This is a genomic window from Pseudobdellovibrio sp. HCB154, from assembly GCF_046267985.1.
In the GTDB taxonomy this organism is placed as follows: Bacteria; Bdellovibrionota; Bdellovibrionia; order Bdellovibrionales; family Bdellovibrionaceae; genus Pseudobdellovibrio.
In genome coordinates this window covers 2,899,368-2,923,734 of record NZ_CP176530.1, presented here as the reverse complement: position 1 = coordinate 2,923,734, position 24,367 = coordinate 2,899,368, and the positions used below count along the sequence as shown (strand labels likewise).

The window sequence follows — 24,367 nt, the reverse complement described above, 5'->3', positions numbered from 1 at the left end:
TTCTTGGGTGACTGGTAAGTTTTTTTTATGAAATTAATCAGTCTTTTAGTCGTTTTATTTGTTAGCGTTCAAACTTTTGCCATTCAAGAAATTGAAGTGGTTGTGGCCGATCAAAGCTTTAGCTCATCAAGCAAAGTGGTGATCACTGAAAAAGAAATTAAAAAATCGCAAGTTAATAATATTTCGACGTTATTATCGTCTGAAGCGAATGTGGCGATTTCAAGTTCTAACTTTACACCAAATTCAATCTACATTCGCGGTGGTGATACAAGCCATGTGCTGTTTTTGATTGATGGTATTCCTTTTTATGATCCATCAACAATTCAACGTACGGTCAATCTTTCAACTTTAAATTTACGTTCGATTAAAAAAATCGAAATCATCAAAGGTTCACAGTCGGTTCTTTACGGTGGCCAAGCTTTGGCTGGAGTCATTAAAATTGAAACTTTTCCGACAGATATTAAAACATCATCTGATTTTACAGTTACGGGCGGCGAGCGCTTTGCGGAACTTAATCTTGGCCAACAGGTGAAAGTGAACGAAACGCAAGGTTTCGCGGGAAATATCAAATTAACTGATGCTCACAATGATTCTCCAGCAAAAGATTCTGCAAAAACTTATCCACAACGTTTAACGAATGTGGATTTAACTTATACGCTTCGTGATTTGTTTTCTCCGCAGTACGAGGTGATTGCTAAAGGTCAATACACCGACGATCAAAGCCAGATTTCAACTTACGATGCAGGAACTGGTGTTTCGTTAGATACAGAAAACTTCGATGTGCAAACTGAAGCGGTCAATTACGGGTTAGTGTTACGTAAAAAAGATTTATTTTCGTTAGCGTTTTCTCAACAATACACTGAACGTAAATTTGAACAGGATATTATTTCTGGTGATGGCACACAAACTGAAGAAATTTATGACGGTTTATTGCAAGCTGTGCGTTTAGATGTGAAAGCTTTTGAAAGCGCAGCTTTTAAAGTCGATGCTGGAGCAAGCTTTAACCATGAAGAATTATACTATAAAGCTTCAGGTGTGGTTCGTGCTGACCAATTTCAAGAGTACGAAGGTGTCTTTGTTAAAGCAGCGTACAAACCTACAGAAAAAGTAGTCACTGAAGCCGGTGTTCGTAAAGAGTTAAGCAAAATGAAATCAGTGGCTGATACGTACCAAGTGGGTTTATCGTATGCTGACTTTGTTAAAATTGAGCATTCAACAGGATTTAAATCTCCATCGTTATACCAACAGTTTTCAACACGCGGAAACCCTGATCTAAAATCAGAAAAAGTAACGACAACGGCTGCAACGGTCGAAGATCAATTAACTGAAAAAGTGCGTGGATCATTTACGGTATTTACTTCTGAGTACGATAACTTAATCATCACGCAAGGTACTCCAAGCAAATACCAAAACGTTGCAAAAACTGAAACGACAGGGGCTGAAGCGTACTTCAATTACGACGATCAAGAAAATGCAACTCGCGTGCAGCTTTCTTTTGGTTACCAAGAACCTAAAGATCATTCGACGCACGATTGGTTGGTGCGCCGCCCTTTGAGAACAGCGTCATTAAAAGTAAATCACGATCTTACTGACAAAGCGTCGTTTGGAACTGAAGTGGTGCATACAGGAAGCCGTCGTGACCAGTACTTCACCTTTACGCCACCATTCACATTTGCAACAGCCACGACAACTCTACCCAGCTACACGCTGGTGCATATCGTTGGTAACTACAAAGCTAGCGAGAATTTAAACTTATTCGCTCGTGCTGAAAATATCTTTGCTGAAGAGTATCAACCGTCTTACGGCTATTATGTTGATGGACCTGTGGTTCGTGCTGGGTTAAACTACACTCTAGAATAGGGGTGTAGTTATGAAATCAGTTCTTGTTCTTTTAATCGCGCTTTCAAGCGCACAAGCTTTCGCCTGTAAGATGACTCCGATGGGAGCCACAGCTCGTGCGATAAAAGCTATTGTTGATTTTGCCTTAACTAATGAAGCTCCGGATTCGTCGATTCGTGCGGTTTATGATGGCGAACGTAACTATGTTTACGAAATTCAAAAACAAACAAAATGCGTTGCAGTTCCGGTTAAAGTCGAAGTGGGACCTGACTGTAGCCACACTGTGGTTAAGCTGGCAGACAAAATAAGCTGCCGTTTAAATTAGTTGTTTCATCTTGAGACAAAGCCTTAATTAAAACCAGAATTCTTCCGATACTTAAAGAGTATGAAAAAGCATAACTTTGTACGTATCGGACTTATGGTTTTAGCGGCAATGACAGTTTCAGCCTGTTCGCCGTTTGGTAATCAATCTTTAATCCAAGATATCTCGAAAGAGATCGGGGTTTTTATTCCTGGTAAAACCAGCACGAGCGTTATCTCGAGTGCATCATCAACACAATCAGTTCCAGATCCTGCGAACGGTCCTGCGGGACAACAGCCGTACGGCGTAACTCATAGTGTGGGTGATGCTTACCAACAACCGACGTTCCGTGCGCAAGATGCGACGAACACGCCGTCAGGTTATACGGTATTCTCGTCAGTTTCTGGAGATATTAAATAAGCGCACAATCAAAGACATTGCTCCAACGAAAAGAACAACGCTAAGCCATTGCGAAATGCTTAAGGACGCTATTAGGGATCCGCGGTCATCTTCGCGAAAATATTCGATAATAAAACGATTGATGGCATGGCCACATAACCACGTTAAAAAAAGTAAGCCTGGCAGCAGCAGTTGGTTTTTCTTTTTACGCCAGTACATCAGTGATGCCAGAAGTAAAACTTCAGCTAGCGCCATATAAAGCTGCGTCGGATGGCGTCCAGTAATCGCCCACGGAAGTTCGCAATGACTGCCAAAACAACAGCCTTCAAAGAAGCAGCCCATTCTGCCAAGCGCGTAGCTTAAGCCAATGTAGGGTGTGAAAAAATCAGCCCAGATATAGAAACTTTGTTTTTTCGATTTTAAGTAAGCCGCAACAGCAATAAGAGCTAAGATAAAACCGCCGTAAAAAACAAAGCCGCCTTTCCAGAATTTAAAAATCTCTAACGGAAATTCAGCATAGAAGCTGGGTTCTTCATAGATCACGTGAGTTAATCGCCCGCCGATAAAGCCAGCGATCATCATGATCAGGGTTAGATCAAAAGTCGTCTTACGATCTAGTTTTGGATTTTGGTTTAACTCAGCATTAATCAGTAACAGGATAAAAGTTACTGACATAGAAATCACAAGATAGAATGTGGGAATATGAATAAAACCAAAATCTAAGACAGGTTTCACGTAAGCTCAGTCTTCTTTTCTTTTTCAGTCATGATTAAGTAAATTAAAGCCGCCACGCCGCAAACAATCGCCATGTCGGCAATGTTAAACGCAGGCCATGTCTGACGGTTGTAAAAATGAAAATCAATAAAATCAACCACGTATCTGTACTGTACGCGATCAATGTAATTTCCAATAGCGCCACCGAAGATAAAAGACAAAGCAATCATCTGTGATGTTTGTTTTTCTTTAAGACCCCAAAGAATGTACAAAATTAAAGAGCAAGCTAGCGGTGGCATTGATAAGAAAAAGATCTCGCGAAACACAGCCGGTGTTTGCGCTAAAATACCAAATGCTGCGCCGAAGTTTCTTACGTAGGTGATGTTAAAATAATTTTCAATCACTACGCGGCTTTCATGCAATTGAAATTTGGTGTGAACAAAAAGTTTAGTCAGCTGGTCTACAGCAATGACTAAACTTGAAATCGACATTAAGTAAATTAGCTTTTGTCTCATCGTTGAATTACCGTTTTTAAATTACGCTAAAGCTTCTACGCATTTAGGGCAAAGACCTTGTGTGCCTTCAGCCGTTGATAATTTATCGTATACCCAGCAACGAACACATTTTTCACCATCAGCTTTAACCGCTGATACTGATAATGGCCCTTTTACTAAAGTGACATTCGATACGATAAAGAATTCACGTAAGTTACATTTTGCATGTGAATTATTTAATTCTTCTAAAGCCGAGAACGCGCCACCTTCAGCAGAAACTTTTAATGAGGCTTCAAGGCTTGCGCCGATAGTTTTAGCGGCACGTAGTTCTTCTAATTTCTTTTGTGCTTCAGAGCGAACTTTCAATAACTCATCAAAAGTAATATCTAATTTAGGATCAGCCCATAAAGTATTGGCTTTAGGGAATGATTCTAAAAGAACTGAATCATGCGCTTTATCTTTTAAGTAACCGTAACTTTCTTCGCTCAAGAACGTTAAGATCGGCGCCATCATACGCATTACCGATGTTGTCACGTGGTGGTAAACAGTTTGCGTCGCTTTACGCTCAAGACCGTTGTGTTTCCATGTGTAGAGACGATCTTTTAAGATATCCATGTAAGTTGCAGATAACGTCACAGTGAAGAAATGATTTAATAATTGGTACACACGATAGAATTCGTAAGCATCGTAAGCTTTTGTAACTTCTACGATTAACTTATTCAGTTGGTGCATCATCCAACGATCGATCATTGGCATTTTAGAAACTTCAACCGCTTCTTTAGCGTCGAAGTCGTTGATGGCACCTAATAAGAATCTCATCGTGTTACGCATTTTACGGTAAGTTTCAGTCACGCGAGTTAATTCTTCTTTACCGCAACCAACGTCAGTTCCGTAATCTACAGAAGCAGCCCATAAACGAACGATCTCTGAACCAGAAACTTTAGAAATTTCATTTGGATCAATGACGTTACCTAAAGACTTAGACATCTTACGGCCTTGAGAATCATTCACGAAACCGTGCGTGATTAAAGCTTTAAACGGAGGGTGACCTGTGGTCGCCATCGATGAAAGCATAGATGTATTAAACCAGCCACGATGTTGATCTGAACCTTCTAAGTAAATATCGGCTACGGCATTTTTGTAACCACGACGAGCTTGAACAGCTGCGTGGCACACACCAGAATCAAACCACACATCTAAGATGTCGCGGCCATGACGGTAACCTGGTTTTCCAACGATTTGTTCTGCTGGCGTTGTGTAGTAAGCTTCGATACCGCCTTTTTCGATAACGTCTGCTGCGCGCATCATGATATCGAAGTCAGCTAATGGTTTGCCAGTTTCTTCGTGGTAGAAAATTGGAATTGGTACGCCCCAGATTCTTTGACGAGACACGCACCAGTCAGGACGGTTTTGCATCATCGCTTCGAAACGAGCTTTACCCCATTCAGGAAAGAATTGAACTTCTTCCATCGCTTTTAAAGTATTTTTTCTGATTTCAGAAGTTTCTTGATCGATACCGATAAACCACTGCGCTGTTGTTCTAAAGATCAATGGCGTTTTAGATCTCCAGCAGTGAGGGTAGCTGTGCGTGATATCTTTGTGCGCTAACAGGTGACCTGAAGCTTTTAACTTTTCGATGATCACAGGGTTTGCTTTGAAGATATTCATACCTTGCATTTCTGGATACTCATCAGTGTAAGTTCCATTTTCTGCAACTGGATTGATAACAGGTAAATTATATTTTTGACCGACGCGGAAATCGTCCGCACCGTGGCCCGGAGCTGTATGAACCGCACCAGTACCAGCATCAGCTGTTACGTGATCACCCAGAACCACAACAGATTTACGATCTAAGAACGGGTGACGGGCTTCGGTTAATTCTAAATCAGCACCTTTAACCGTTGTTAATAAATTTTGTAATGTGATGCCAGTGTCTTTTTCAAAAAATTCTTTTAATGATTTTGCGATTACTAAATTTTCACCGTTTGCTGAATACACACCGTAATCAAATTCAGGGTGTAACGCGATACCTGTATTTGCCGGAAGTGTCCAAGGCGTTGTTGTCCAGATCACAAAAGACGTTGTGCCTTTCGGATTTCCTAACTTCGCTAATGTCTTATCGTCAGTGACATTAAATTTTACATAGATCGCCGGAGAAACTTTATCGTGGTATTCGATCTCAGCATCAGCTAGAGCTGTTTTCAATGTCCAGTTCCAGTAAACCGGTTTAACACCTTGATAGATCACGCCACGTTTGAAAGCGCGAGCGAACTCACGCACTTCTTCAGCTTCGTAAGGTTTAGACATTGTTAAGTACGGATTCTCCCAATCAGCTAACACACCTAATCTTTTGAACTGTTCACGCTGGTGGTTAACCCATTTCTGAGCTTCTTCACGACACAACGCTAGAATTTCTTGATCAGTTTTTGTTATCTTTTTGTCAGTTAAGTCTTTCATGACTTTGTGTTCAATCGGAAGACCGTGGCAATCCCACCCAGGAATAAATGGGGCAGAAAAACCGTTCATGTTTTTGTATTTAATCACAAAATCTTTTAACGATTTATTTAAAGCATGACCGATATGGATTGAACCATTCGCGTACGGAGGACCATCAGGCATTGTGAAACCTGGGCCTTGAGAGTTTTTCTCCTGTAGCTTTTTATAAATATTATTTTTTTCCCAACCAGCAATAATCTGAGGTTCACGAATTGGTAGATCACCTTTCATCGGAAAGTCAGTTTGAGGTAAACGGATAGTGCTTTTGTAGTCGGGCGTATTTGGATTTTGCATCTGACAAGGCTATCACAACTGCCCCGGTGATAGTAGGGCTAGCTGGGCCTTTCGGCTATTTTTTGCGCCGCACTGGCCCCACTCATTTTGACCCGGAAATTCCAAGCTTCCACATGGTAGTTTTTATTTTGAGTGTCCAAAAAATAAATAAATTCACAATAGACGAGGATTTCCTAAAATTAACTCATCTCTGGAACTTAATAACCAAGGAAAGAACATAAAAAAGGAGCTTTTATGAAAAAACTGTTAGTTATGGTGATGCTGCTATTATCATCTTCGGCGTTTTCTGCCGTCGTGCCGGGCCTTATGGAGTTAAATGAGAAAGACTCAAAAGACCTGTATATGGCGCTGTCTAAATGGGGGACTCGTTATGTGGATCAGGAAAGACGTTTAATCCGCATTGATATTTTAAACCCACGTTGTATCTGGGATCATAAAGATCAACATAAGTATCCGGGCTGTACACTGCTTGATACTAACCATGACAGAGAATTAAGCCGCTCAGATAAACCAGCTTTATGGTTAACTAAGCTGTTAGTTCGTCATGTGGGCCAGGACTGTGAAGGTACGGTTGAAAACGATGGCAGATGCGTAACGGCCGCGCGCCTAATTCGTTGTTGGCACCCATGGGATCCAAAAAATCCACCAACTCTTATTCCGATTGGAAGACGTCATATCTGTTGGCTTGAGCCAATCCGTAATTAAATTCACTTAAAGGGTTTATATTTTATGAGAATATAAACCCTTTTTTTCAACAGTTAAACAACATTAGGATTTACCAATGACAAAGATTTTTCGCCTGAGTCTTCTTCCGCTTTTAATCACAAACTTATATTTTACATCAGCTTTTGCGCAGCAATTACCTGACGACCCTCCGGTGGAGCCACCGATTGATGCTCCTCCAAGTGAGCCTGATGAGCCAGTTCAGTTAGTGCCCATAAAAATTGATTTAAATGATGTAGATTCTAAAGAGCTTTTTGATGTTCTGAACAAGTGGAATCTTGTTGTGATCGACCGTCAAACTCAAATTAAAAAAATCCAAACATCAGAAATCGTTTGTGTCGAAAATATGGAAGACGGGCGTCAGTTGGGGTGCACAGTCTATGACGATTTAAAATCGCGTGATGTAACGAAATACAATAAAAACGCAGATCCGTTTTTTAAAGTGTTAGTGAGACATTTACCTATGGACTGCGAAGATGACAGCGAAACCTGCATCATCGACGCCGAAAAAATGAACTGCACGCTCTCAGAACAGAAATATTTTTGTTCAATAGAAGCCCTAGTGCCCGAAACCCAAAAAAGAAAAGGAGATTCAAAATGAAATCACTATTAGTGAGTTTATTATTAGTGGCGTTTACACAAAGCGCTCACGCTGTAGCCATTGAATTAAACGAAGGACAATCAAAAAAATTATATAATATCTTAGCAGAGTTTGGCTTGCGTACGCCTTATCCACCAGGTATGCAAACACGTGAATGGGCTAAGCCTGCGGTGTGTGTGAAAACTGTAAATAGCGGTGTTTCGTATGCTTGTCTGGTTCACGATGAGTTTCACAATGTGAACGTGCAAAGAACTGGTTTTGTCGCTAAAAAATTATATCAATTTATCCATGGTGTGAATGCGCCAGTTTGTGAAGGGGCAAGATGTATTGTTCGCACAGATGATATTAAATGCGCTTACTATTGGCCAAATAAAGATAATCCACCACCAAGACGTTACTGGTGTGCGATTGATAAGTGGATTCCAATTCCACCAGCAACGAATTAATTACGAAAAACAAATTTTAATAACAATCAGTGTGAAAAGCGAAGGCTTAGCACACTGGTTGTTACTGTCTGCTTGAATAAAAAATTATAAACCAGATTTGCGGAATTGTTTAATTCCTAAAGCGACAAGAGCGCGAACGGCTTCAGTGTCTGAGCTTAAATTGAAAGTCTCGCGCACTTGGGCGATCGCTTCTAAAGTTTTTTGATCAAAACCTACAGAATTTAAATCAGTCGATACACGCGATTGGCTGACTGTCGTTGTTGTCACGTGTGATGTCGAAACGGCAGCTGCTGTGGCTGTGGCGTTCATTTGCGAAGCCTGAACATGATGTTGTTGGGCCGGTGGCATATGAACAGAAGCCGCTGTAGCAATCTGTTGCGGAGACTGGAAGTCTCCCATCATTGACGCTAACGATTTTAATTCTTGTTTGAAATTCTGAATGCTAGGCGTTTCTAAAGCAGCATCACCATTGCGTTGCGCTTTTAAATAAAGACCGACCAAGATGTTTTGATCTTGCGCCATTTCTTTTACAGACGATGATTGTGATAACAACCAAGCGTAAGCTTTCTGTAAAGTGTCTTTAGTGTATGCCTGAGGGGGCAACGGATTAACTGCCATAGGGTGTAAACGGTAAGGTTTCCCTATATTCGAGTCAATTGTAATACACTGATAACGCTGCAAAATTTTTTTGTAAGATTCTGCAGTTTATTTTCTAATCAAGATCAACTTTTGCGTATTCTTTCGCCACGATTCCGTACTTTTCAATCTTACGAAGTAAAGTCTTCTTCGGAATGTTTGCGTGAAGAGCAGTTTGATTGATTTTTCCCTTAAATGTTTTTAAGGCCTTGATAATAAACTGTTTTTCGAACTCTTCTTTTTGAGCATTGAAATCTAACATGCCATTAGATGAAACACCGATGTTCATAATGTCGCCATCTAAATCATCATCGCCATCAATTTCAGAATCTGCGTCAAGCGATAAATCATCATCGTCGTCAGAATCTGTCACGCCCATTGTTACAGCAGTTGCGCCTGACATTTGTTGAAGAGTTTCTGATTGACTCTGAATCTTATCCATAGCGTCGATTAAACTGATTCCCGCAGCCATCAAAACCGCTTCAGGTAAGCTTCCTAAAGTGATTTGATTTCCTGATTCTAAAACGAATGAATGTTCGATTACGTTTTCTAATTCACGGATATTTCCTGGCCAGTTGTAACGTTTCATTGCATCTAAGGCATCTTTAGTTACGCCAGACATTTTTTTACCGTGAGCCACGTTAAATTTTTTAATGAAGATATTAATTAAAACTTCTAAGTCATCTTTACGATCACATAGTTGCGGTAAAATAATAGGTACAACATTTAAACGATAGAATAAATCTTCGCGGAATTTGCCTTCTTCCATCATTTTTTCTAAAGGACGGTTCGTGGCTGCGATAATACGAACGTTTGTTGGAATCTCACGATTAGAACCTACTGGCGTAAATACTTTTTCTTGTAATACGCGTAAGATTTTAACTTGCATAAGCTGTGGCATGTCGCCCACTTCATCTAAGAAAAGTGTTCCGCCTTCAGCGAACTGGAATTTACCGATTTTACGTTGGTCAGCACCAGTGAAAGAACCTTTTTCGTGACCAAATAATTCTGATTCAAATAAGTTTTCTGGAATAGCTGAGCAGTTGATCGCAACGAATTTTTCATCTTTGCGGGCACTATTAAAGTGAATCGCTTTAGCTACTAACTCTTTACCTGTTCCTGAAGCTCCGCGAACTAATACCGGAGTATCAACTTTCGCAAGCTTATGAATCACATTAAAAACCTTCTGCATTTGTGAAGTGTTACCGATGATTTTACGGCCTTCATCCACAAATACCGGAGACGATACAGCCAAATTAGAGATCATACGGTGAGCGTTGATCGCGCGGTCGATTAAAGCTGTTAAATCATCGCCTGAGATTGGTTTTGATAAGAAGTTATATGCTCCGTCTTTAACAGCTGCTACAGCGGCTTCTACAGTCGCATGCGCCGTTAACATTAAGACGATAATGCCTGGGTCGAATTCTTTGATGGCTTTTAAAGTCGCTAAGCCATTCATACGAGGCATGTCGACATCTAAGATCACGATGTCATAGATACGTTTAGTATTGTCAGTGGTTTTGATTTTTTCCATGGCGTTTACACCATCGAAAGCTTCTTCAATAGAAAATCTGCGAGTAGCTTCTAAGGCCGAGCGGATCGAGAAGCGTAGCGCTTGATCGTCATCAACAACTAATACCTTTAACATAGAATTTCCCCCAAAAACGATATGCCCAACGGTATAGCATAGGGTTTTGGAATTCACCCAGCGAAAAAAGCAAAATGACACCAGCTAGGAATTGTTTACTTAGCGAGCAGAAACTCTATTAGCTGTGTTTTAACTGTGTTTTATTTGTCGAGCGGCAGTTCTACCGTGAACTTAGAGCCCTTATCTTGGCTTGAATCCACCGTAATTTTGCCCTTATGCAATTCCACGAAGTATTGGGCTAAATAAAGGCCCAAACCCGATCCTTTGATCGTCGTGGTCTTAGCATTATGGGTACGAAAGAATTTCATGAAAATATTAGGGAGGTCTTCTTGCGGAATACCCATACCCTGATCTTGGAATTCGATAATAAGGCTGTCGTTCTCTTCGCGGGTACGGATATGAACCGTAGACTCTTCAGGCGAGTACTTAATAGCGTTTTCTAGAAGGTTCGAGAACACCTGCTTCATAAGCTCAGGGTCAACGCTCGTCGGGAACATAGGCTCAAGCTCTTGGATGATCTTGATCTTTTTAACGTTAGCTAAGAATTGGTGTTTCTTAACGACGTCAGCAACTAGGGCGTTGATGTCTTTAGACTGCTTGTGAAGTTGTACGCCTTGGCTTTCGATGCTTCCATATTGAAGGATGGCGTTGATGAATTTTAAGAGATCGTCAGAGCTATGGCGGATGGTATCTAGCGCCTCACGCTGGTGAGGGGATAGTTGTACCGGGTCTTTGTAGATCACTTCAGTCATACCTGTAATACGCGCGATAGGTGTTTTTAGATCGTGCGACATCATAGAGATGAAGTTTGTTTTTAGCTGCTCTACTTCAGAGAGTAATTTGTGCTTTTGGTAGTATTCCCATGACTTACGGTTTTCGCGGATTAAGCGGTACGGGATGAAGAAGTAGTAGCAGAGGAAGATGGCCAAGAACGGGTGAGCGAGGTCGAACCAGATGCCGAAGAATACAAAGGAAATGAGTGCAAATAATGAAGCTCCGAAAAGTGTCGCTGCAAGAATCATTAAACCTTTTGCCGGCGTTAAAGAAAGAGTCACATACACAGTTAAAATGGATGTCAGGATAGTTAAAATTAAATCGACGTATTTAGGAACTTTTACTGGAGCATTGTTGTCGATAAGGGTTTGAATTTGATTGGCTTGTAACTCGGCCGCAGTCATCGCATTAATTTGTCTAGAAAATGGTGTGGCTACATAATCTTTTGACGTGCGTTCTAAGTCGGTTCCAAATATTATAACTTTGCCTTCAAGCGCTTCTTTGGGAATTTTCTGATCAATAACATCTTCAAACGAGTAAGTTTTGAAAAAACCTTTAGGTTTGTAGTTAATGTACACCTGATATGACTCTAGATAATAGAAGCTTCCTCTAATATTATCCGGATTTTGTATAGAAGGATTAAAGTGTGCTGCCACTAAAGCCTGAGTCATGGTTTGGTCTTGGTACTGATACATGAGACGTCTAGTTACGCCATCTTTACTGAATGATTTATTGTCAGCCGAAATCGGCATCGAACTTAATTTGATATCTAAAGGTGAGCGAAGGCTTAGGTCGGTAATATCACCCTTCATTTTTAAGTTTTGAGTGGAAAAAATTAAATTGGGAATGCTTTTTACGAAGTTTGAAAATTCTTTTTCTTCCTGAGGGGTTCCAGTTATGTCGGCAAATCTATCATCATCAGAGATTCTAAATTCGTAGATGATAAACTTAGGATTCTGGCTAGTAACTAAGTTCAGGAATTTAATATGATCTTTAAATTTAGGATCCCCTTGGAATCGTTCAATTGTTTTTGGCGTGATTTGAACTAACACAATTGGAGAGTCAGCGGGCTCGATTTGATTTGTATAAGCGTTAACTATTGCGCGAAGGTCGAAAAGATAGCCTTCTAAATAATCTATTTTGAAATTGAAAATTGCGAAGCCCGCAGCGATTGCGAAAATTAGTCGTAAAGCTACATATTTTATAGCGGGCTTTTTATTGTCCAAAGTGTGAAATTAGGTGGATTTAGCGATCTTTATCGATCGGGTGGCAGCCGTTACCCGTGCCTTTAGTTCCAGGGCCATGACTAGAATTAGGTGTTACTTTTTTAATATGTTTTTTCATATTTTCCCCATTAGATTGGCTTAGGCAGCCGATCTGCTTATTTTATAATACATAATAGTTGTTAAAAGCAAGCTTCTCATGCGCTCACAGAACATTTGATCTTTTTTATGTTTGTGCCCTGTAAGTTCTCTATTGATATGCATACAGCCACCACCGCACAGATGGCGCGCCCAGCAGGTCTGGCAATTATTAAGTTCTATTAAAGGTTTTGAGTAGTTAGCTAGCTTGGTATGGTCATATTGTTCATTTTGACCTACGACTTCAGCAGGTTTACCGGCGTCCCAAGGGCATGTGTACATGCGATTCTTAGCATCAATCATTGCATAAGTTTTTCCTGCCCCGCAGTGGTTTTCGATTCTTCTTTGTGTATCAAGTAGGGCGAAAATGTGGTCAAAGTACTGAATTTTTCTCAGCTTTTCTTCGCCACCTGTAGAGTAAGCAATTTTCGCAATCTCATTAACTTCTTTGATAAAGCGGGCCTGGAGGTCAGGAGAATTTTCTGAGTAGTTCAGCGTGAAGTCGCACCAGTCAGGATTTAAAGTTTCGAAGAACTGATAAGTGTTTAGCATGCTAGGACTGTCTTTGGAACAAACTGCTGATAAGCCAATGCTAACAACATTTCCTCGGTCTTTTAAAATACTTTTAATTCCTGCAACGGTTAGATCTGTTGAACTTTCTCCGTTTTTTGTAGGACGAGCTTTGTCGTTATACTCTTTCGATCCATCAATACTGAATGTTATTTTAACTTTCATCGAACGAACAATTTCCAATGTTTTTCCAGTCAGTAGTGTGCCATTGGTCACGATTTGCATTGAAGGAATTACTTTTAACTGGTCGGCGATTTCAAAAACATAATTATGAATCGCAAGAATCGCTTCTGGATGAAGAAGAGGCTCGCCACCGACAAAACTAATTCCGAATCTTTGACCGGGTTTTAATTGTGATAAGAAGAATTTTAGTTGAGGCAATGTTTTTTCAACCGAGAGCTTGTTCATAGGCTCACCGTAGGTTCCGTCACCGCCTGCAGCGCAATAGGTACACTTTAAATTACAGATCTGGTTTACATTTAAAGTGATTGAGCGAATTCCAAAATCTAACTTACCGCTTTTAGCATTCGGATTTTCTTCTGAGTTCCATTCGTTAAGAGCTTCAAAAGCTTCCTTTTCTTCAGGGTTGATCGGAAGTTTGACATCAGGAATTTCGCCTGTAGTAACTGGAATCGGAGTCATTTGGGCAAAAGACTCTGCGCTAATATCTGCCACTTCAAGATTATAGGCGTGAAAAGCTGTAATAGATTCGTCCTCAGCTTTAAACGCGATAATTTCTTTGTGGCGGCGCAGTTCTAACGGTTTCATTTTGTCTCTTATTTCCTGAATCTAAATTAGAATAGCAATCTAAGAGCCAAATGAAAGTATCTTGCTGAAATTGTTAAGTTTTGCCTAAACCGTTAGGACTTTAGTACTAAGCTTTGGGTAAACTGATCTTGATCGTGGTTCCTACGTTTTCTTGCGAGCTGATCTCGAATTTACCATTAAACCGCTCGATCACACGCTTAGCATGTAATAATCCAATCCCATTTCCTTGGCCGGTGTCTGCTTTTGTTGTTATGCGTTCGTTGCCGAGTAATTTTACTATTTGTTCGGGAATTCCTGTTCCGTTATCTGTGATGCTTAAGCTTACCATATCGTCTGAGTCTTCAAGTCCAACGAATATTTTTGGTTCGATTATGTTTTTTAAGGCGAAAATTGAATTATCGAAAATATTACTGACAATTCGTTCTATATCTAATTTGGTTGCGAGTACTGAGCCAACTTCAGAAGTTGTTACGATTTCGAAATCAATCTTTGCGTTTAGCACTTTTTTCTCTTTAGCTATTTCATTGATGATTTCAGGTAAATCGACTTTTTCCAGCTGTTCATTCTCACGACCTGTTTTAGTTCGATACTGAGTTAAAATTTTGGTTGCAGTCTCATCAATACGTTTAACTGCACCATCAAAAATTTCTTTATATTCAGCGTCTGGAAAAGTTGCCTTTGTCATTACTAGGTTAATTGCTGATAGCGGCGATCTAATATCGTGAGCTACTTTTTCTGAGACGGTAAGAAGCGCATCGATTCTGGCATCGTTAACTTCGTGAAGCTTTTTAGTTTCTTGTTCTTTAAAAATATTTAACACAACCAATGGAATCGCAAAATATTGTAGAAAAAATAATAATGTTATTGGTCTAGTAACATTTATGTAAAAGTTTGTAGTTATATAAACAATCGCGGTTAACGACAAAATCATTGGAATCAAAAGAGCGAATATTATAATTTTCTTTTTAATTTCAAAGTTAGAAAAAATCAGGAGAGATAGAACAATAAATACAATGAGTAGATCTGGAAAGTTCGGCGTTACCTTCACGTAATCGCCAGTGATATACATATTCATTGCATTCGCGATTGAATCCGCCACCGGGTATGCTTTGTAATCGCTGTTTCCAATTTTACCAAAAAGATCAAAAATTGAATGACTATATAAAAAACTATATTCATCGTTAGAGCCTAGAATTATGGTTTTTTCTTTAAGATTTAAGGAGCCGTTAGGTTGTTTTAAAAACCAGCCTGCATCATATGAACCAAAGGTTCCCTCAGGAAATGCTTTGAAGAAGGCGAGTCTTGCACCCCACCAGTGCCAAGCATATTTAAAATCGCTGGGTGATTTAACTTGATAGCCAAGAGCTTCAATTTCTTCAAACTCCTTTGCAGGGCCAACTCTGTCTAATTCAATCAGTGCTCTACGTCTTTTAAAATCACGAGCACCCATACTTCCATCTTTTGATAAAGTCATGCGTAACTGACGCGGAAATTCTTTAACAATAGGATCACTGGTAATATCTTCGATCTCTTCGCTGCTAGTTGAAAAGAAAATTACATTCTTATGAGGTGTAAGGTATTTAACCATCTGTGCTCGAATGTCATTGTCGTTGTAGTATAAATCGCTGTTTGAAAGTGCGATGATTAAATTTTTTGGATTTTCTGCTAAAATTTTGTCTATGAGTTTTTTAATATCTTCAAAATCAAAAGGGCGAGTAAAGTTGTTTTCTTTGCCATTGATGTTGATAGTAACTAATGATTTTTCAATCTTAGCTTTACTGTTAAGAAACTGAAAAGCATCTCTATTAAATGCATCAATGCGGCCGAATTCGATACCTTGAATAAACCAAAAGGCAGGCGCTAAAAGAGCGACCAACACCAACTTCTTCCACGAAAACGAGAACCAACTTTTCAACTTTGACCACCTTGTACATCATTATCCTCCCATAAATATGGGGGTATTTAGTAGCCGCGAAAACACCTTGGTCTAGCGGTATAGACCAAGGTCCACTGTCTCAAAATAAAAAACTTGTCTAGGTTTATTCGGAATGGTTGCCGAACCACTGCTACGAAAATAAACTTATAGTATAACGAAGGATAATTGTAACAACGTGGTATTCAACTCATGAAGGTCAAATTTTGGGGAGTGCGCGGATCACTGCCGAGCAGTTCTAGTCCCACAGAAGCAAAAGAGCAGTTTGCTCTTTTGATGCGTGAGTTTTTGGATAAAGGTTACAAGACACCTGTTGATATCGATAAATTTCTTTCTGAAAAAAATCTAGTTGATGTGAGCGGTTATGGTGTTGCGACAACTTGCGTGCAAGTTAAGTCAAGCGACGATGAACAGATGCTGATTATCGATGGCGGTAGCGGTATCAAATATTTAAGCGACACTTTAGCAAAAAACCGTTTCGCACAAAAAGAATATCACATTTTAATTACGCACTTTCACTTTGATCATATTCTTGGGTTGCCGTTCTTTGCGCCGCATTTTATTCCGGGCTGCACTGTAAAATATTACTGCGTTCAGCCTGAGTGTGAAAAAATTGTGCGCGATCTTTTTCAAAAGCCAATCTTTCCCGTCGGCTACGAAGATTTAAAAGCGAACATTCAATTTATTAAACTTTCTCCTTACGAAAAACGTTACATCAACGGCTTTGCGGTCACACCTTACTTGCTTGATCATCCAGATCCTTGTTATGGTTTTCGCATTGAACACGATGGTAAAGCTTACGGTCACGCGGTTGATACTGAAGCGACTCGCACGACCGCTGAACAATTAGGGCAGGATGCAGGGCTTTACCAAAATTTAGATTTAATGTATATCGATGCCCAGTACGTTGAAGAAGAGATGGACCACAAAAAAGGTTGGGGACATGGAACTTTTGAAAGAGCTTTTAATCTTTGTGGGAATTTTGCTATTAAACAAGTATACATGGCTCACTATGACCCTTCTGCTAGTCTTAAGGATATTCAGAACATCAAAGAAAGAGCTCGCGCTGCCTTCGAAAAACACGCCGCCAGCAAAACGACTGTTTGGGATTTTGCCTACGAGACCCAAGAGATAGAGCTTTAATCAGTAATTACTTTTCAAAAACTAAATTAATTTTTTGATTTTTATCTAACGAAGATTCAACTTCTTTGATTTCAACCGTATCTGGCCAAACGAAATCGTTATCTGAATCAGATTCAGTGACTTGTTTCATAAAGTTTGTCCAGATGGGCACGGCTGCGCCACCACCAGTTAGGGCTGTCGCTAAGCTTTGATCAAACCCAAGCCAGATGACCGCTGTCGTATTTGGCGTAAAACCAGCAAACCAAGCGTCTTTTCCGTCTGAAGTTGTTCCGGTTTTTCCGGCAGAAGGTTTTTTGTAACCTGAAGCTTGTACGTACTTAGCCGTTCCTGAGTGCATAGTTTCTTTCATCATTCCAACTAAAACCGCTGTTTTAGTTTTATCTGATTTGGCCTCCGGTTTTGGTTCAAAGTTCGCCGTTGATTCAAAAATGACTTTGCCAGAATCATCTAAAGCTTTTTCGATAAACGATAATTTAATCTGTTCACCAAAGCGTGAAAAATTTGAATACGCTTGTAAAACTTCAAGTGGAGTATGTTGGCTTGCACCCAGTGATGTCGCAGGTAGCGGTGTCATCGTTGAAAGTAATCCCAAGCTGTGTGACAGGTCGATCACTTTTTCGATTCCTACTTGGTGAGCGATTTGGGCTGTTGGTGAATTTAAACTTTCTTTTAAAGCATAGAAAAAAGGAACTTCGCCACGAAATTTTTTATCGTAGTTTTCTGGCTTCCAGGTTTTTTTGTTATTATCAAACTTCCATTCAAACGGTTGATCGTTCAGCACTGTCGTTGGTGTGACATTAGACTCATCGGTTAAGCCGTATTGTAAACCTGATAGGTACACAAAAGGCTTAATTAACGAACCTACTTGGCGTTTGGCGTGAAGCGCACGGTTAAATTGTGAGTGGCGAAAGTTTTGTCCACCTACGAATGCTGTCACAAATCCTGATTGGTTATCAGCCGCAAGCACAACGCCTTGAAGTTCTAAACCTTTTTCTTTTTTCTTCGTTAAAGATTTTTTTGTCTCAGTTAAGTTTTTAATTCCAGCTTGCAAAGATTTTTGCGCTACTTCTTGAATCGTTAGGTCAAGACTTGTGTAAAACGTTGAACCTTCAACGGGAATTCCTAAGTCAGCGGCTTGCACTCTGACCGCTTCAAAGTAATAGGGCGCTGTTTCAGTTGCTTTTGCCACAGTCGGTGCTGGCATTTGATAGCCATTGGCTTTTTTAAATTCATCATCAGAAATCAATTTTAACTCTTTCATTTTTGAAAGAACTAATTGTCTGCGTGCTTTTGCTTTTTCAGTTTTTTTCCACGGGTTGTTTAAGCCTGGATTATTCACGATCGCTGCTAATAAAGCGCATTCTGAAAGATTTAACTGGGCTACGGGTTTATTAAAGTAATAATGGCTGGCAGCACCAAAGCCGCGCACTTGAAACGCTCCGCTTTGGCCCATGTAGATCACGTTTAAGTAAGTTTGTAGGATTTCGTCTTTACTCCACTTCGATTCAAGCTTGACCGCCATGTAAAGTTCTTTAGCTTTACGCGAGAAAGTTTTCTCCGGAGTTAAAAAATAATTTTTCACTAACTGTTGAGTGATCGTTGAGCCACCTTGCGCTTTGCGAAGTGAAATAATATTTTTTACCGCAGCACGCGCAAGACCTGAAATGCTTACGCCCGAATGATCTAAGAAATCATTATCTTCAATAGCGATCACCGCATTCAAACATTGAACCGGATAATCAGCTAATTTCATCTCTTCTTGCATAATCGGTTCGTTGTTACGAAATTGCGCCACCATGACAGGATCGGTTTGACCCGCGGTCACAATGCGTGTTGGGTCGGCTTTGAAAATCTGCTGAATAGCGTTCTGATACACCACAACGACATAGGCATCGGTATTAGATTCGTTCTTCCAATGAAAACATGTGGAATCCTGCATCAGAGAAATACCAAACATATTGCTGCAAGCTTGAGCCTTTAGAGTGATGAAATCTCCAGCTAAAATAGCCTGATCTTCCTGTCTTTCGCGGTAACCTTTGTCTAAAAAGCTCTTCTTTACAGCTTCTGCATTGAATTTTTGGTTAATTTTGTAAGAAAGCCCTCTGGCATAGTACTTTGTTGAGCGTAAAATAGCTTGCGAAGAGAGCTTGTTCTCGAATTCTTCTTGAAGGCTTAGAGGAGCATCTTTTGGTGCAACATCAGCGGCGCTGACGCTTAGAGATATTGCGCTTGTAAGAATAAAAAAACTGGTCTTTAATAACTTTGAAAAGGACATAAGTAATTAAAATGATGAAGCTTACTGCAAGTCAAATACAAAGACTGTCTGAAAAAATCTTAGCTCAATGGAAATCGCAAAATCTAATCACGTTAAAGGTTGAAGAAAAACAAGTTCTTCAAGCCATGAAAGACGCCATCAACGAAGAGTTGCAGGCTGAACTTGATTTAGAAAAAGAAGTCCATGGGTTGATGGATCAAATGGAACAACAAGGCCAAGAATTTCAACGCGGCAAGATGTTCCAATTACTTAAAACCAAATTAGCAAAAGAGAAGAAGGTGATCTTATGATTTTATCCGAAGACCGCCAAAGCCATTGGGCGCACGTTATCACAGATAAAGTTTGGGGCGATGATATCGTCGATTTTTCTGATGATGATGAAGCGTTAAAGGCCGCCAAAAAAGCGATTATTGCTTTTGTTAAAGAAGATATGGAAATCGATACTAAAGCCCGTGAAAAAGTAGCGTCTTTAAAACGCGGTGTCATGGAAGGTACCTCTGAATGGGAAATTTTGTACAAGAAATATTATGAAGAGGAGAAAAACCGTCGTGGGTAAAGTGACAGCTAAAAAGAAAGTTAAAGCAGCGAAAAAAACTGCGAAGCCAGCAAAGCCTGCGAAGAAGAAAGCAGTTCCGGCTAAGAAAGCCGTAAAGAAAACAGCAAAGCCTGCAGCGAAGAAAGCTACAGCTAAAAAAACAGTTAAAGCTGTTGCAAAAAAATCTGTTAAAGCAAAACCAGTAAAAAAATCAGCTCCGGTTAAAGCAGCTGCACCAAAAGTGCAACCTGCAAAACCAGTAGCGAAAATCGACTACACAAAAGCGATCACTCCGTTAGGAGATCGTTTAGTGATTCGTTTAACGCAAACTGAGCGTGTAACTCCTGGTGGATTAATTTTACCAGACTCTGTGTCTTCGACTTCAGGTTACTTAAAAGGTGAAGTTCTAGCTGCGGGTCATGGCACTTACACGAAAAAAGGCCATCATAAATTACTAGATGTAAAAATCGGTGACGTTGTTTTATTCAACGAATATTCAAGCACCAAAGTTAAATACAATAATGAAGATTTACATATCGTGCACGAGAGCGACATTCTTGGTGTAACGAAATAAGAGGGGAACCACCGATGAAATTAACACAACTATTCACAGCTGTTTTATTGTTATCACAAACAGCGGCAGCTATTTCGATTGATTGGACAGGCGGTTACCGCGTTGAGTACAAAAGTATTGATCGTCCTTCTTTAGCAGCGAGCAAACAAAGCAAAAACTACGCGCTAAATTTCTTATACTTACAACCACGTATCATCGGTTCTGACGGTATTAATATCGTGAGCCGTTTTGATGTCATGAGTAATGAATTGCCGGCGTACCAAAATTCACAATTAGGTTCGATCATTGGCCAAGGCTTAAATGATGGATCTGCTGGTGCTAATGGTACAAACGCGACTTCACAAAACCAAAACGCATCTACACTTCGCGTAAGCCAATTGTACTTAAACGTAAATCATGAATACGGTTCGTTATTAGTGGGTCGTGCTCCGGTTGAGTTCGGTTTAGGTATTACTCACAATGCGGGTAAAGGCCAATTCGACCACTGGATGGATACAAAAGAAGTTCTTTCTTACCGTTTTGTTGTGGATAACTTATCTTTTGCACCAATGATCGCTCGTGTTTCGCAAGACGATTTCGGCGGCGGTGTGATGAATGATCAAATCTACATTATTGATTACAACAACACAGACGCTGGTGCTCGTGCTGGTTTATTCCACCAAACACGTTCAGCAGGTCCTGCGTACAATGATTACGCGCCGACAGAACTACCAAGTGGTTCGGCTCGTGTTTCTGGCATGAAAACACAAACAGTGAACATTTACTTAGAAAGAAAATGGTCAGCGTTTGAATTTAAATTAGAAGCCAGCTTCTTAACTGGTGATACAGGCGTTCAAACAGTAGCGGCTGAAAATATCAAATTAGATTCTTATGCAGTTGTGGCTGAAGGTGTATTCCCGGCTGGCGACAGTTCATGGGAATGGAGCGGTAAAGCCGGTGTTGTCAGCGGTGATAACCCTGACACACAAGGTACTTACGAAGGTTACATCTTAGATCGTAACTATGACGTGGGTATTTTATTATTTAACCACCGTTTAGGTTCAGGCGATATCTTAGGAACTTCTCCGATCCACGCAAACGATGCAGCTAGTGGTTTATCGTTACAAAATTCTGCAGACGACGAAGCGATTACAAACGCGATGTTCTTAGCGCCTTCAGTGAAATACGCTTATGACGAAAAAATTGATCTAAAAGGAACAATAATTTACGCGCAATTAATGAATGCGAAGAAATTTGTAGACATGAAAAAAGATCTAGGCCTAGAATTAGACTTAGAACTAGTTTACAAACCACGTGAACGCGTGACTTGGTCAACTGGTTTAGGAGTGTTAATGCCCGGTGCCGCTTGGGAAGGTGGCGTTAACGGCTTCGACAATAAGACCAACTTTGGATTAACTACTAAGGCCGCCATCACCTTTTAAGAAATTACAACGTGATGACAGCATGTACGACAGCTTAGGATGACAACTTGAACACAGAATGTGTACTACAGCTGGTGATGTAGGCTGAGCAGGGCCGGCGGGGGGAAACTCCCGCCGGATTTTTGTTTTTAGGGGTTAAAAATCAATGATTCTTTCAAATCACACACAAATCTTCGTCAAACAAAGACGCGAATTAGCCGAACTTTTCGGTTTTGAAACTAGAAATAAATACGAAATCTACGATAACCAAAAAAATGTGATCGGTTTTGCGGCTGAACAGCAAAAAGGTTTTTTAGGTATCTTGCTTCGGCAGTTATTAGGTCATTGGCGTTCGTTTGAACTTCATTTTTTTGATGCGCAAAGACAGCAAATCCTTGTTTCAAAACATCCGTTTCGTTGGATCTTTCAAGAATTTGAAATCGTAAATCAACAAGGCGTAACAATTGGTTATGTAAAACAGCGTTTTGGTATCTTAAAAAAGAAATTCGATGTGCATAACCAACAGGGTGATGTGATCTATGAAATGCGCTCAGGCTTCTTTCAGTTTTGGACATTTCCGTTCTTCGATCGCCAAGGCCATATGGCGGCGTTAATTCAGAAAAAATGGTCAGGTGCCCTTAAAGAGATCTTTATGGACACGGATAACTTCAATATTGAATTTAAAAATGCCAATTTATCTGAAAACGAACGTCTTATTATTCTAGTCTGCAGTGTTTTTACAGATCTTCAATACTTCGAGCGTAAAGCGAATTAAAAATAAAAAAAAGCCAGGTTCATCACCTGGCTTCGTCATTTCAATTTTAAGTGTATTAAAAAAGGCCTGGCACCTTCTATTACATCGAGCGGCCGCCGCGCGTGTTACCGCGTGAAGTGCCCGAAGGAGTACCTACGCGTACGCCACCTGCTGAAGAGTTTAAGAATTCCCATTGAGAAGGTTGGCCGTTTACTTTCGTTTCAGTTGTTGCAGCACCGCGAGTACCTGGTGTTGAACCAGTTGTGCTACCGCGAGTGTTTTGGCGAGTTGTGCTAGTACCTTCAGTTTTTTCTTTAGCTGTTTCTACCGCTGCAGTTGCTGCACCCATTGATGTGAAGATTTGGCGCATCGCTGGTAAGTAGTTTTGTTGGTAGAACTTAGCAAAGCTTACATCTTCACCGAAAGAGTCAGAAGTTCTAGCTGCCGCCGAGTAAACATCAGCCATTTGAGTTAATTCAGCTTGAGCCGCTTGCGCTTCGCCCATAGTTTGTAAGTACTCTTGTGGTTTGTTTTGTTTAGCGTAAGAGTCAGCTAATTTGTACTGTTGGTTAATCGCAGCAGCGCGAGTTTTAGTTTCGGTTTGGATAGCTGTTAAGATATTTTGGCGGATACCGGCGTATTCAGCAGGGAAACCGTCAAACACATCTTGTAATAAGCTCATCGCTGTTGCTTGGTCTACTTCATTGTTGAATAACATTTTACTTAATTCGCCACCAACTACGTTTTTGAAGTAACGTTGTACGATATTTACTGGGATTGCGTTACGGCCAGAGTAGCGAGTTAAAGCGTTGTTGAATTCACGAGTTAAACATTCAAGTTTTGACTCAGAAGAAGTCACTTCACAACGGTCTTTTACTGATTCCATTTTATCTTCGAATTTAGCGATACGGTCTTCGCGTTTAGATCTTTCTTTTTCTTGTTTTTCACAACGTAAACGGTCACGTTTTTGAGCGCGAGTTTCTGCTTTACCGTCTTCAGTGAAATCACAGTCATATTCGCTTTCTTCTTTATCAGCTTTAGCTAAAACCGGAGTCGTAGCTACAGTTGTTGTTGCAGAAACAGAAGATTTAACAGCAGAAGCTAAGTTAGCTGCGAATTTTTCTAAAGCAGCCATTTCTAAAACAACAGATTTGCATGAACCATCAGCGCATGTGCCCGTCGCTAAAACTTGGCCTTCGCGTTTTAATTCAACAGTTTTACCAGTTTTATCGCTACCAGATTGTGGTAATGGTTTTGTTTCAGCAGCAGCTGATACGGTTGCCGTTGCAGAGGCTGTTACCGTGGCAGAAGCTGGTGGTTTTTGAGAAGTTGTCGTTGGCGTTGGGGCAGCTTCAGCTTTACCGTCTCCTCTTGAAGAGCCGCGGCCGCTTGAAGTTTCAGAAGACATTTCAAATAATCCGTTCTCATTATTTAAAGATAATGAGTTCGCTTGAAAACTGTAGTTAGCACCAAGAACCGCTAATAAGGCAGTTGTTAATAACCATTTTGGGGCTTGTTGTTGTTTCATATGTCCTCCGTTTAAAAAAACTTAAATTCTGACAATGTTCATAATTGCGAACCTGGCACCATGTCTTAGAGTGAGTCAGAGGGTGTAAGTGATGAAAATCAGAGGGAAATCGGCCATTTTTTTTTCGTTTCACTCTGAGACGACTGTCAAACTTATCTGAT

General features: G+C 40.3%; 22 protein-coding genes. 12 read left to right on the top strand and 10 right to left on the bottom strand.

What is annotated here, in order from left to right:
- Positions 1–27: 27 nt before the first annotated feature.
- Genes ACKWCF_RS13990 through ACKWCF_RS13980 form a run of 3 tightly spaced genes read left to right on the top strand, consistent with a single transcriptional unit; the run spans position 28 to position 2,560 of the window.
- Positions 28–1,860 (top strand): TonB-dependent receptor plug domain-containing protein, encoded by a 1,833-nt coding sequence (locus ACKWCF_RS13990; protein ID WP_409478220.1) that lies wholly within the window; start codon positions 28–30, stop codon positions 1,858–1,860.
- Between the two features lie 10 nt (positions 1,861–1,870).
- On the top strand, positions 1,871–2,164 hold the full coding sequence (locus tag ACKWCF_RS13985) for a hypothetical protein (RefSeq protein WP_409478219.1): 294 nt from the start codon (positions 1,871–1,873) through the stop codon (positions 2,162–2,164).
- Between the two features lie 60 nt (positions 2,165–2,224).
- A complete protein-coding gene (locus tag ACKWCF_RS13980; protein ID WP_409478218.1) occupies positions 2,225–2,560 on the top strand; it encodes a hypothetical protein in 336 nt (111 codons plus the stop codon).
- On the opposite strand, the gene ACKWCF_RS13975 is transcribed toward ACKWCF_RS13980, so the two are convergent.
- The 3 genes from ACKWCF_RS13975 to ileS are packed head-to-tail and all read right to left on the bottom strand — an operon-like array spanning position 2,537 to position 6,537.
- The gene (locus tag ACKWCF_RS13975; RefSeq protein WP_409478217.1) at positions 2,537–3,274 is read right to left on the bottom strand and encodes a prolipoprotein diacylglyceryl transferase; all 738 of its coding nucleotides are present in this window, start codon (positions 3,272–3,274) and stop codon (positions 2,537–2,539) included. The two genes, ACKWCF_RS13980 and ACKWCF_RS13975, sit on opposite strands and share 24 nt — an antisense overlap.
- Positions 3,271–3,768 carry a signal peptidase II gene (lspA, locus tag ACKWCF_RS13970; protein ID WP_409478216.1) on the bottom strand — a complete coding sequence of 166 codons (498 nt, stop codon included), beginning with the start codon at positions 3,766–3,768 and terminating at the stop codon, positions 3,271–3,273. Before lspA ends, ACKWCF_RS13975 begins: the two co-directional genes overlap by 4 nt.
- A gap of 21 nt (positions 3,769–3,789) precedes the next feature.
- The gene (gene ileS, locus ACKWCF_RS13965) at positions 3,790–6,537 is read right to left on the bottom strand and encodes an isoleucine--tRNA ligase (protein ID WP_409478215.1); all 2,748 of its coding nucleotides are present in this window, start codon (positions 6,535–6,537) and stop codon (positions 3,790–3,792) included.
- A gap of 234 nt (positions 6,538–6,771) precedes the next feature.
- Between ileS and ACKWCF_RS13960 the strand changes: the two genes are divergently transcribed.
- From ACKWCF_RS13960 to ACKWCF_RS13950, 3 genes are all read left to right on the top strand, one after another.
- Entirely contained in the window at positions 6,772–7,242 is a 471-nt protein-coding gene (locus ACKWCF_RS13960) for a hypothetical protein (RefSeq protein ID WP_409478214.1), read from the top strand.
- 76 nt (positions 7,243–7,318) lie between these two features.
- Positions 7,319–7,861, top strand: coding sequence for a hypothetical protein (locus ACKWCF_RS13955; RefSeq protein ID WP_409478213.1), 543 nt, complete (start codon positions 7,319–7,321; stop codon positions 7,859–7,861).
- A complete protein-coding gene (locus ACKWCF_RS13950; protein WP_409478212.1) occupies positions 7,858–8,307 on the top strand; it encodes a hypothetical protein in 450 nt (149 codons plus the stop codon). Before ACKWCF_RS13955 ends, ACKWCF_RS13950 begins: the two co-directional genes overlap by 4 nt.
- Positions 8,308–8,391: 84 nt before the next feature.
- Here ACKWCF_RS13950 and ACKWCF_RS13945 read toward each other — a convergent pair whose 3' ends face one another.
- The 5 genes from ACKWCF_RS13945 to ACKWCF_RS13925 form a co-directional block, all read right to left on the bottom strand.
- A complete protein-coding gene (locus ACKWCF_RS13945; protein ID WP_409478211.1) occupies positions 8,392–8,925 on the bottom strand; it encodes a hypothetical protein in 534 nt (177 codons plus the stop codon).
- Positions 8,926–9,019: 94 nt separating this feature from the next.
- A complete protein-coding gene (locus tag ACKWCF_RS13940; RefSeq protein WP_409478210.1) occupies positions 9,020–10,591 on the bottom strand; it encodes a sigma-54-dependent transcriptional regulator in 1,572 nt (523 codons plus the stop codon).
- Between the two features lie 140 nt (positions 10,592–10,731).
- A complete protein-coding gene (locus ACKWCF_RS13935) occupies positions 10,732–12,591 on the bottom strand; it encodes an ATP-binding protein (protein WP_409478209.1) in 1,860 nt (619 codons plus the stop codon).
- 138 nt (positions 12,592–12,729) lie between these two features.
- A complete protein-coding gene (locus ACKWCF_RS13930) occupies positions 12,730–14,064 on the bottom strand; it encodes a radical SAM protein (RefSeq protein ID WP_409478208.1) in 1,335 nt (444 codons plus the stop codon).
- A gap of 106 nt (positions 14,065–14,170) precedes the next feature.
- Positions 14,171–15,940, bottom strand: coding sequence for a sensor histidine kinase (locus tag ACKWCF_RS13925; protein WP_409478207.1), 1,770 nt, complete (start codon positions 15,938–15,940; stop codon positions 14,171–14,173).
- A 249-nt stretch (positions 15,941–16,189) separates the two neighbouring features.
- Between ACKWCF_RS13925 and ACKWCF_RS13920 the strand changes: the two genes are divergently transcribed.
- The gene (locus tag ACKWCF_RS13920) at positions 16,190–17,140 is read left to right on the top strand and encodes an MBL fold metallo-hydrolase (protein ID WP_409478206.1); all 951 of its coding nucleotides are present in this window, start codon (positions 16,190–16,192) and stop codon (positions 17,138–17,140) included.
- Between the two features lie 7 nt (positions 17,141–17,147).
- On the opposite strand, the gene ACKWCF_RS13915 is transcribed toward ACKWCF_RS13920, so the two are convergent.
- Positions 17,148–19,415, bottom strand: coding sequence for a transglycosylase domain-containing protein (locus tag ACKWCF_RS13915; protein ID WP_409478205.1), 2,268 nt, complete (start codon positions 19,413–19,415; stop codon positions 17,148–17,150).
- 11 nt (positions 19,416–19,426) lie between these two features.
- Between ACKWCF_RS13915 and ACKWCF_RS13910 the strand changes: the two genes are divergently transcribed.
- From ACKWCF_RS13910 to ACKWCF_RS13890, 5 genes are all read left to right on the top strand, one after another.
- Entirely contained in the window at positions 19,427–19,705 is a 279-nt protein-coding gene (locus ACKWCF_RS13910; RefSeq protein WP_409478204.1) for a DUF507 family protein, read from the top strand.
- Positions 19,702–19,971, top strand: coding sequence for a DUF507 family protein (locus ACKWCF_RS13905; protein ID WP_409478203.1), 270 nt, complete (start codon positions 19,702–19,704; stop codon positions 19,969–19,971). The genes ACKWCF_RS13910 and ACKWCF_RS13905 overlap by 4 nt, the downstream gene beginning before the upstream one ends.
- Positions 19,964–20,524 (top strand): GroES family chaperonin, encoded by a 561-nt coding sequence (locus ACKWCF_RS13900; RefSeq protein WP_409478202.1) that lies wholly within the window; start codon positions 19,964–19,966, stop codon positions 20,522–20,524. The genes ACKWCF_RS13905 and ACKWCF_RS13900 overlap by 8 nt, the downstream gene beginning before the upstream one ends.
- A 14-nt stretch (positions 20,525–20,538) precedes the next feature.
- The gene (locus ACKWCF_RS13895; protein WP_409478201.1) at positions 20,539–21,945 is read left to right on the top strand and encodes a hypothetical protein; all 1,407 of its coding nucleotides are present in this window, start codon (positions 20,539–20,541) and stop codon (positions 21,943–21,945) included.
- A gap of 145 nt (positions 21,946–22,090) precedes the next feature.
- The gene (locus ACKWCF_RS13890; protein ID WP_409478200.1) at positions 22,091–22,699 is read left to right on the top strand and encodes a phospholipid scramblase-related protein; all 609 of its coding nucleotides are present in this window, start codon (positions 22,091–22,093) and stop codon (positions 22,697–22,699) included.
- Between the two features lie 79 nt (positions 22,700–22,778).
- Here ACKWCF_RS13890 and ACKWCF_RS13885 read toward each other — a convergent pair whose 3' ends face one another.
- A complete protein-coding gene (locus tag ACKWCF_RS13885) occupies positions 22,779–24,206 on the bottom strand; it encodes a hypothetical protein (RefSeq protein WP_409478199.1) in 1,428 nt (475 codons plus the stop codon).
- Between the last annotated feature and the right edge of the window lie 161 nt (positions 24,207–24,367).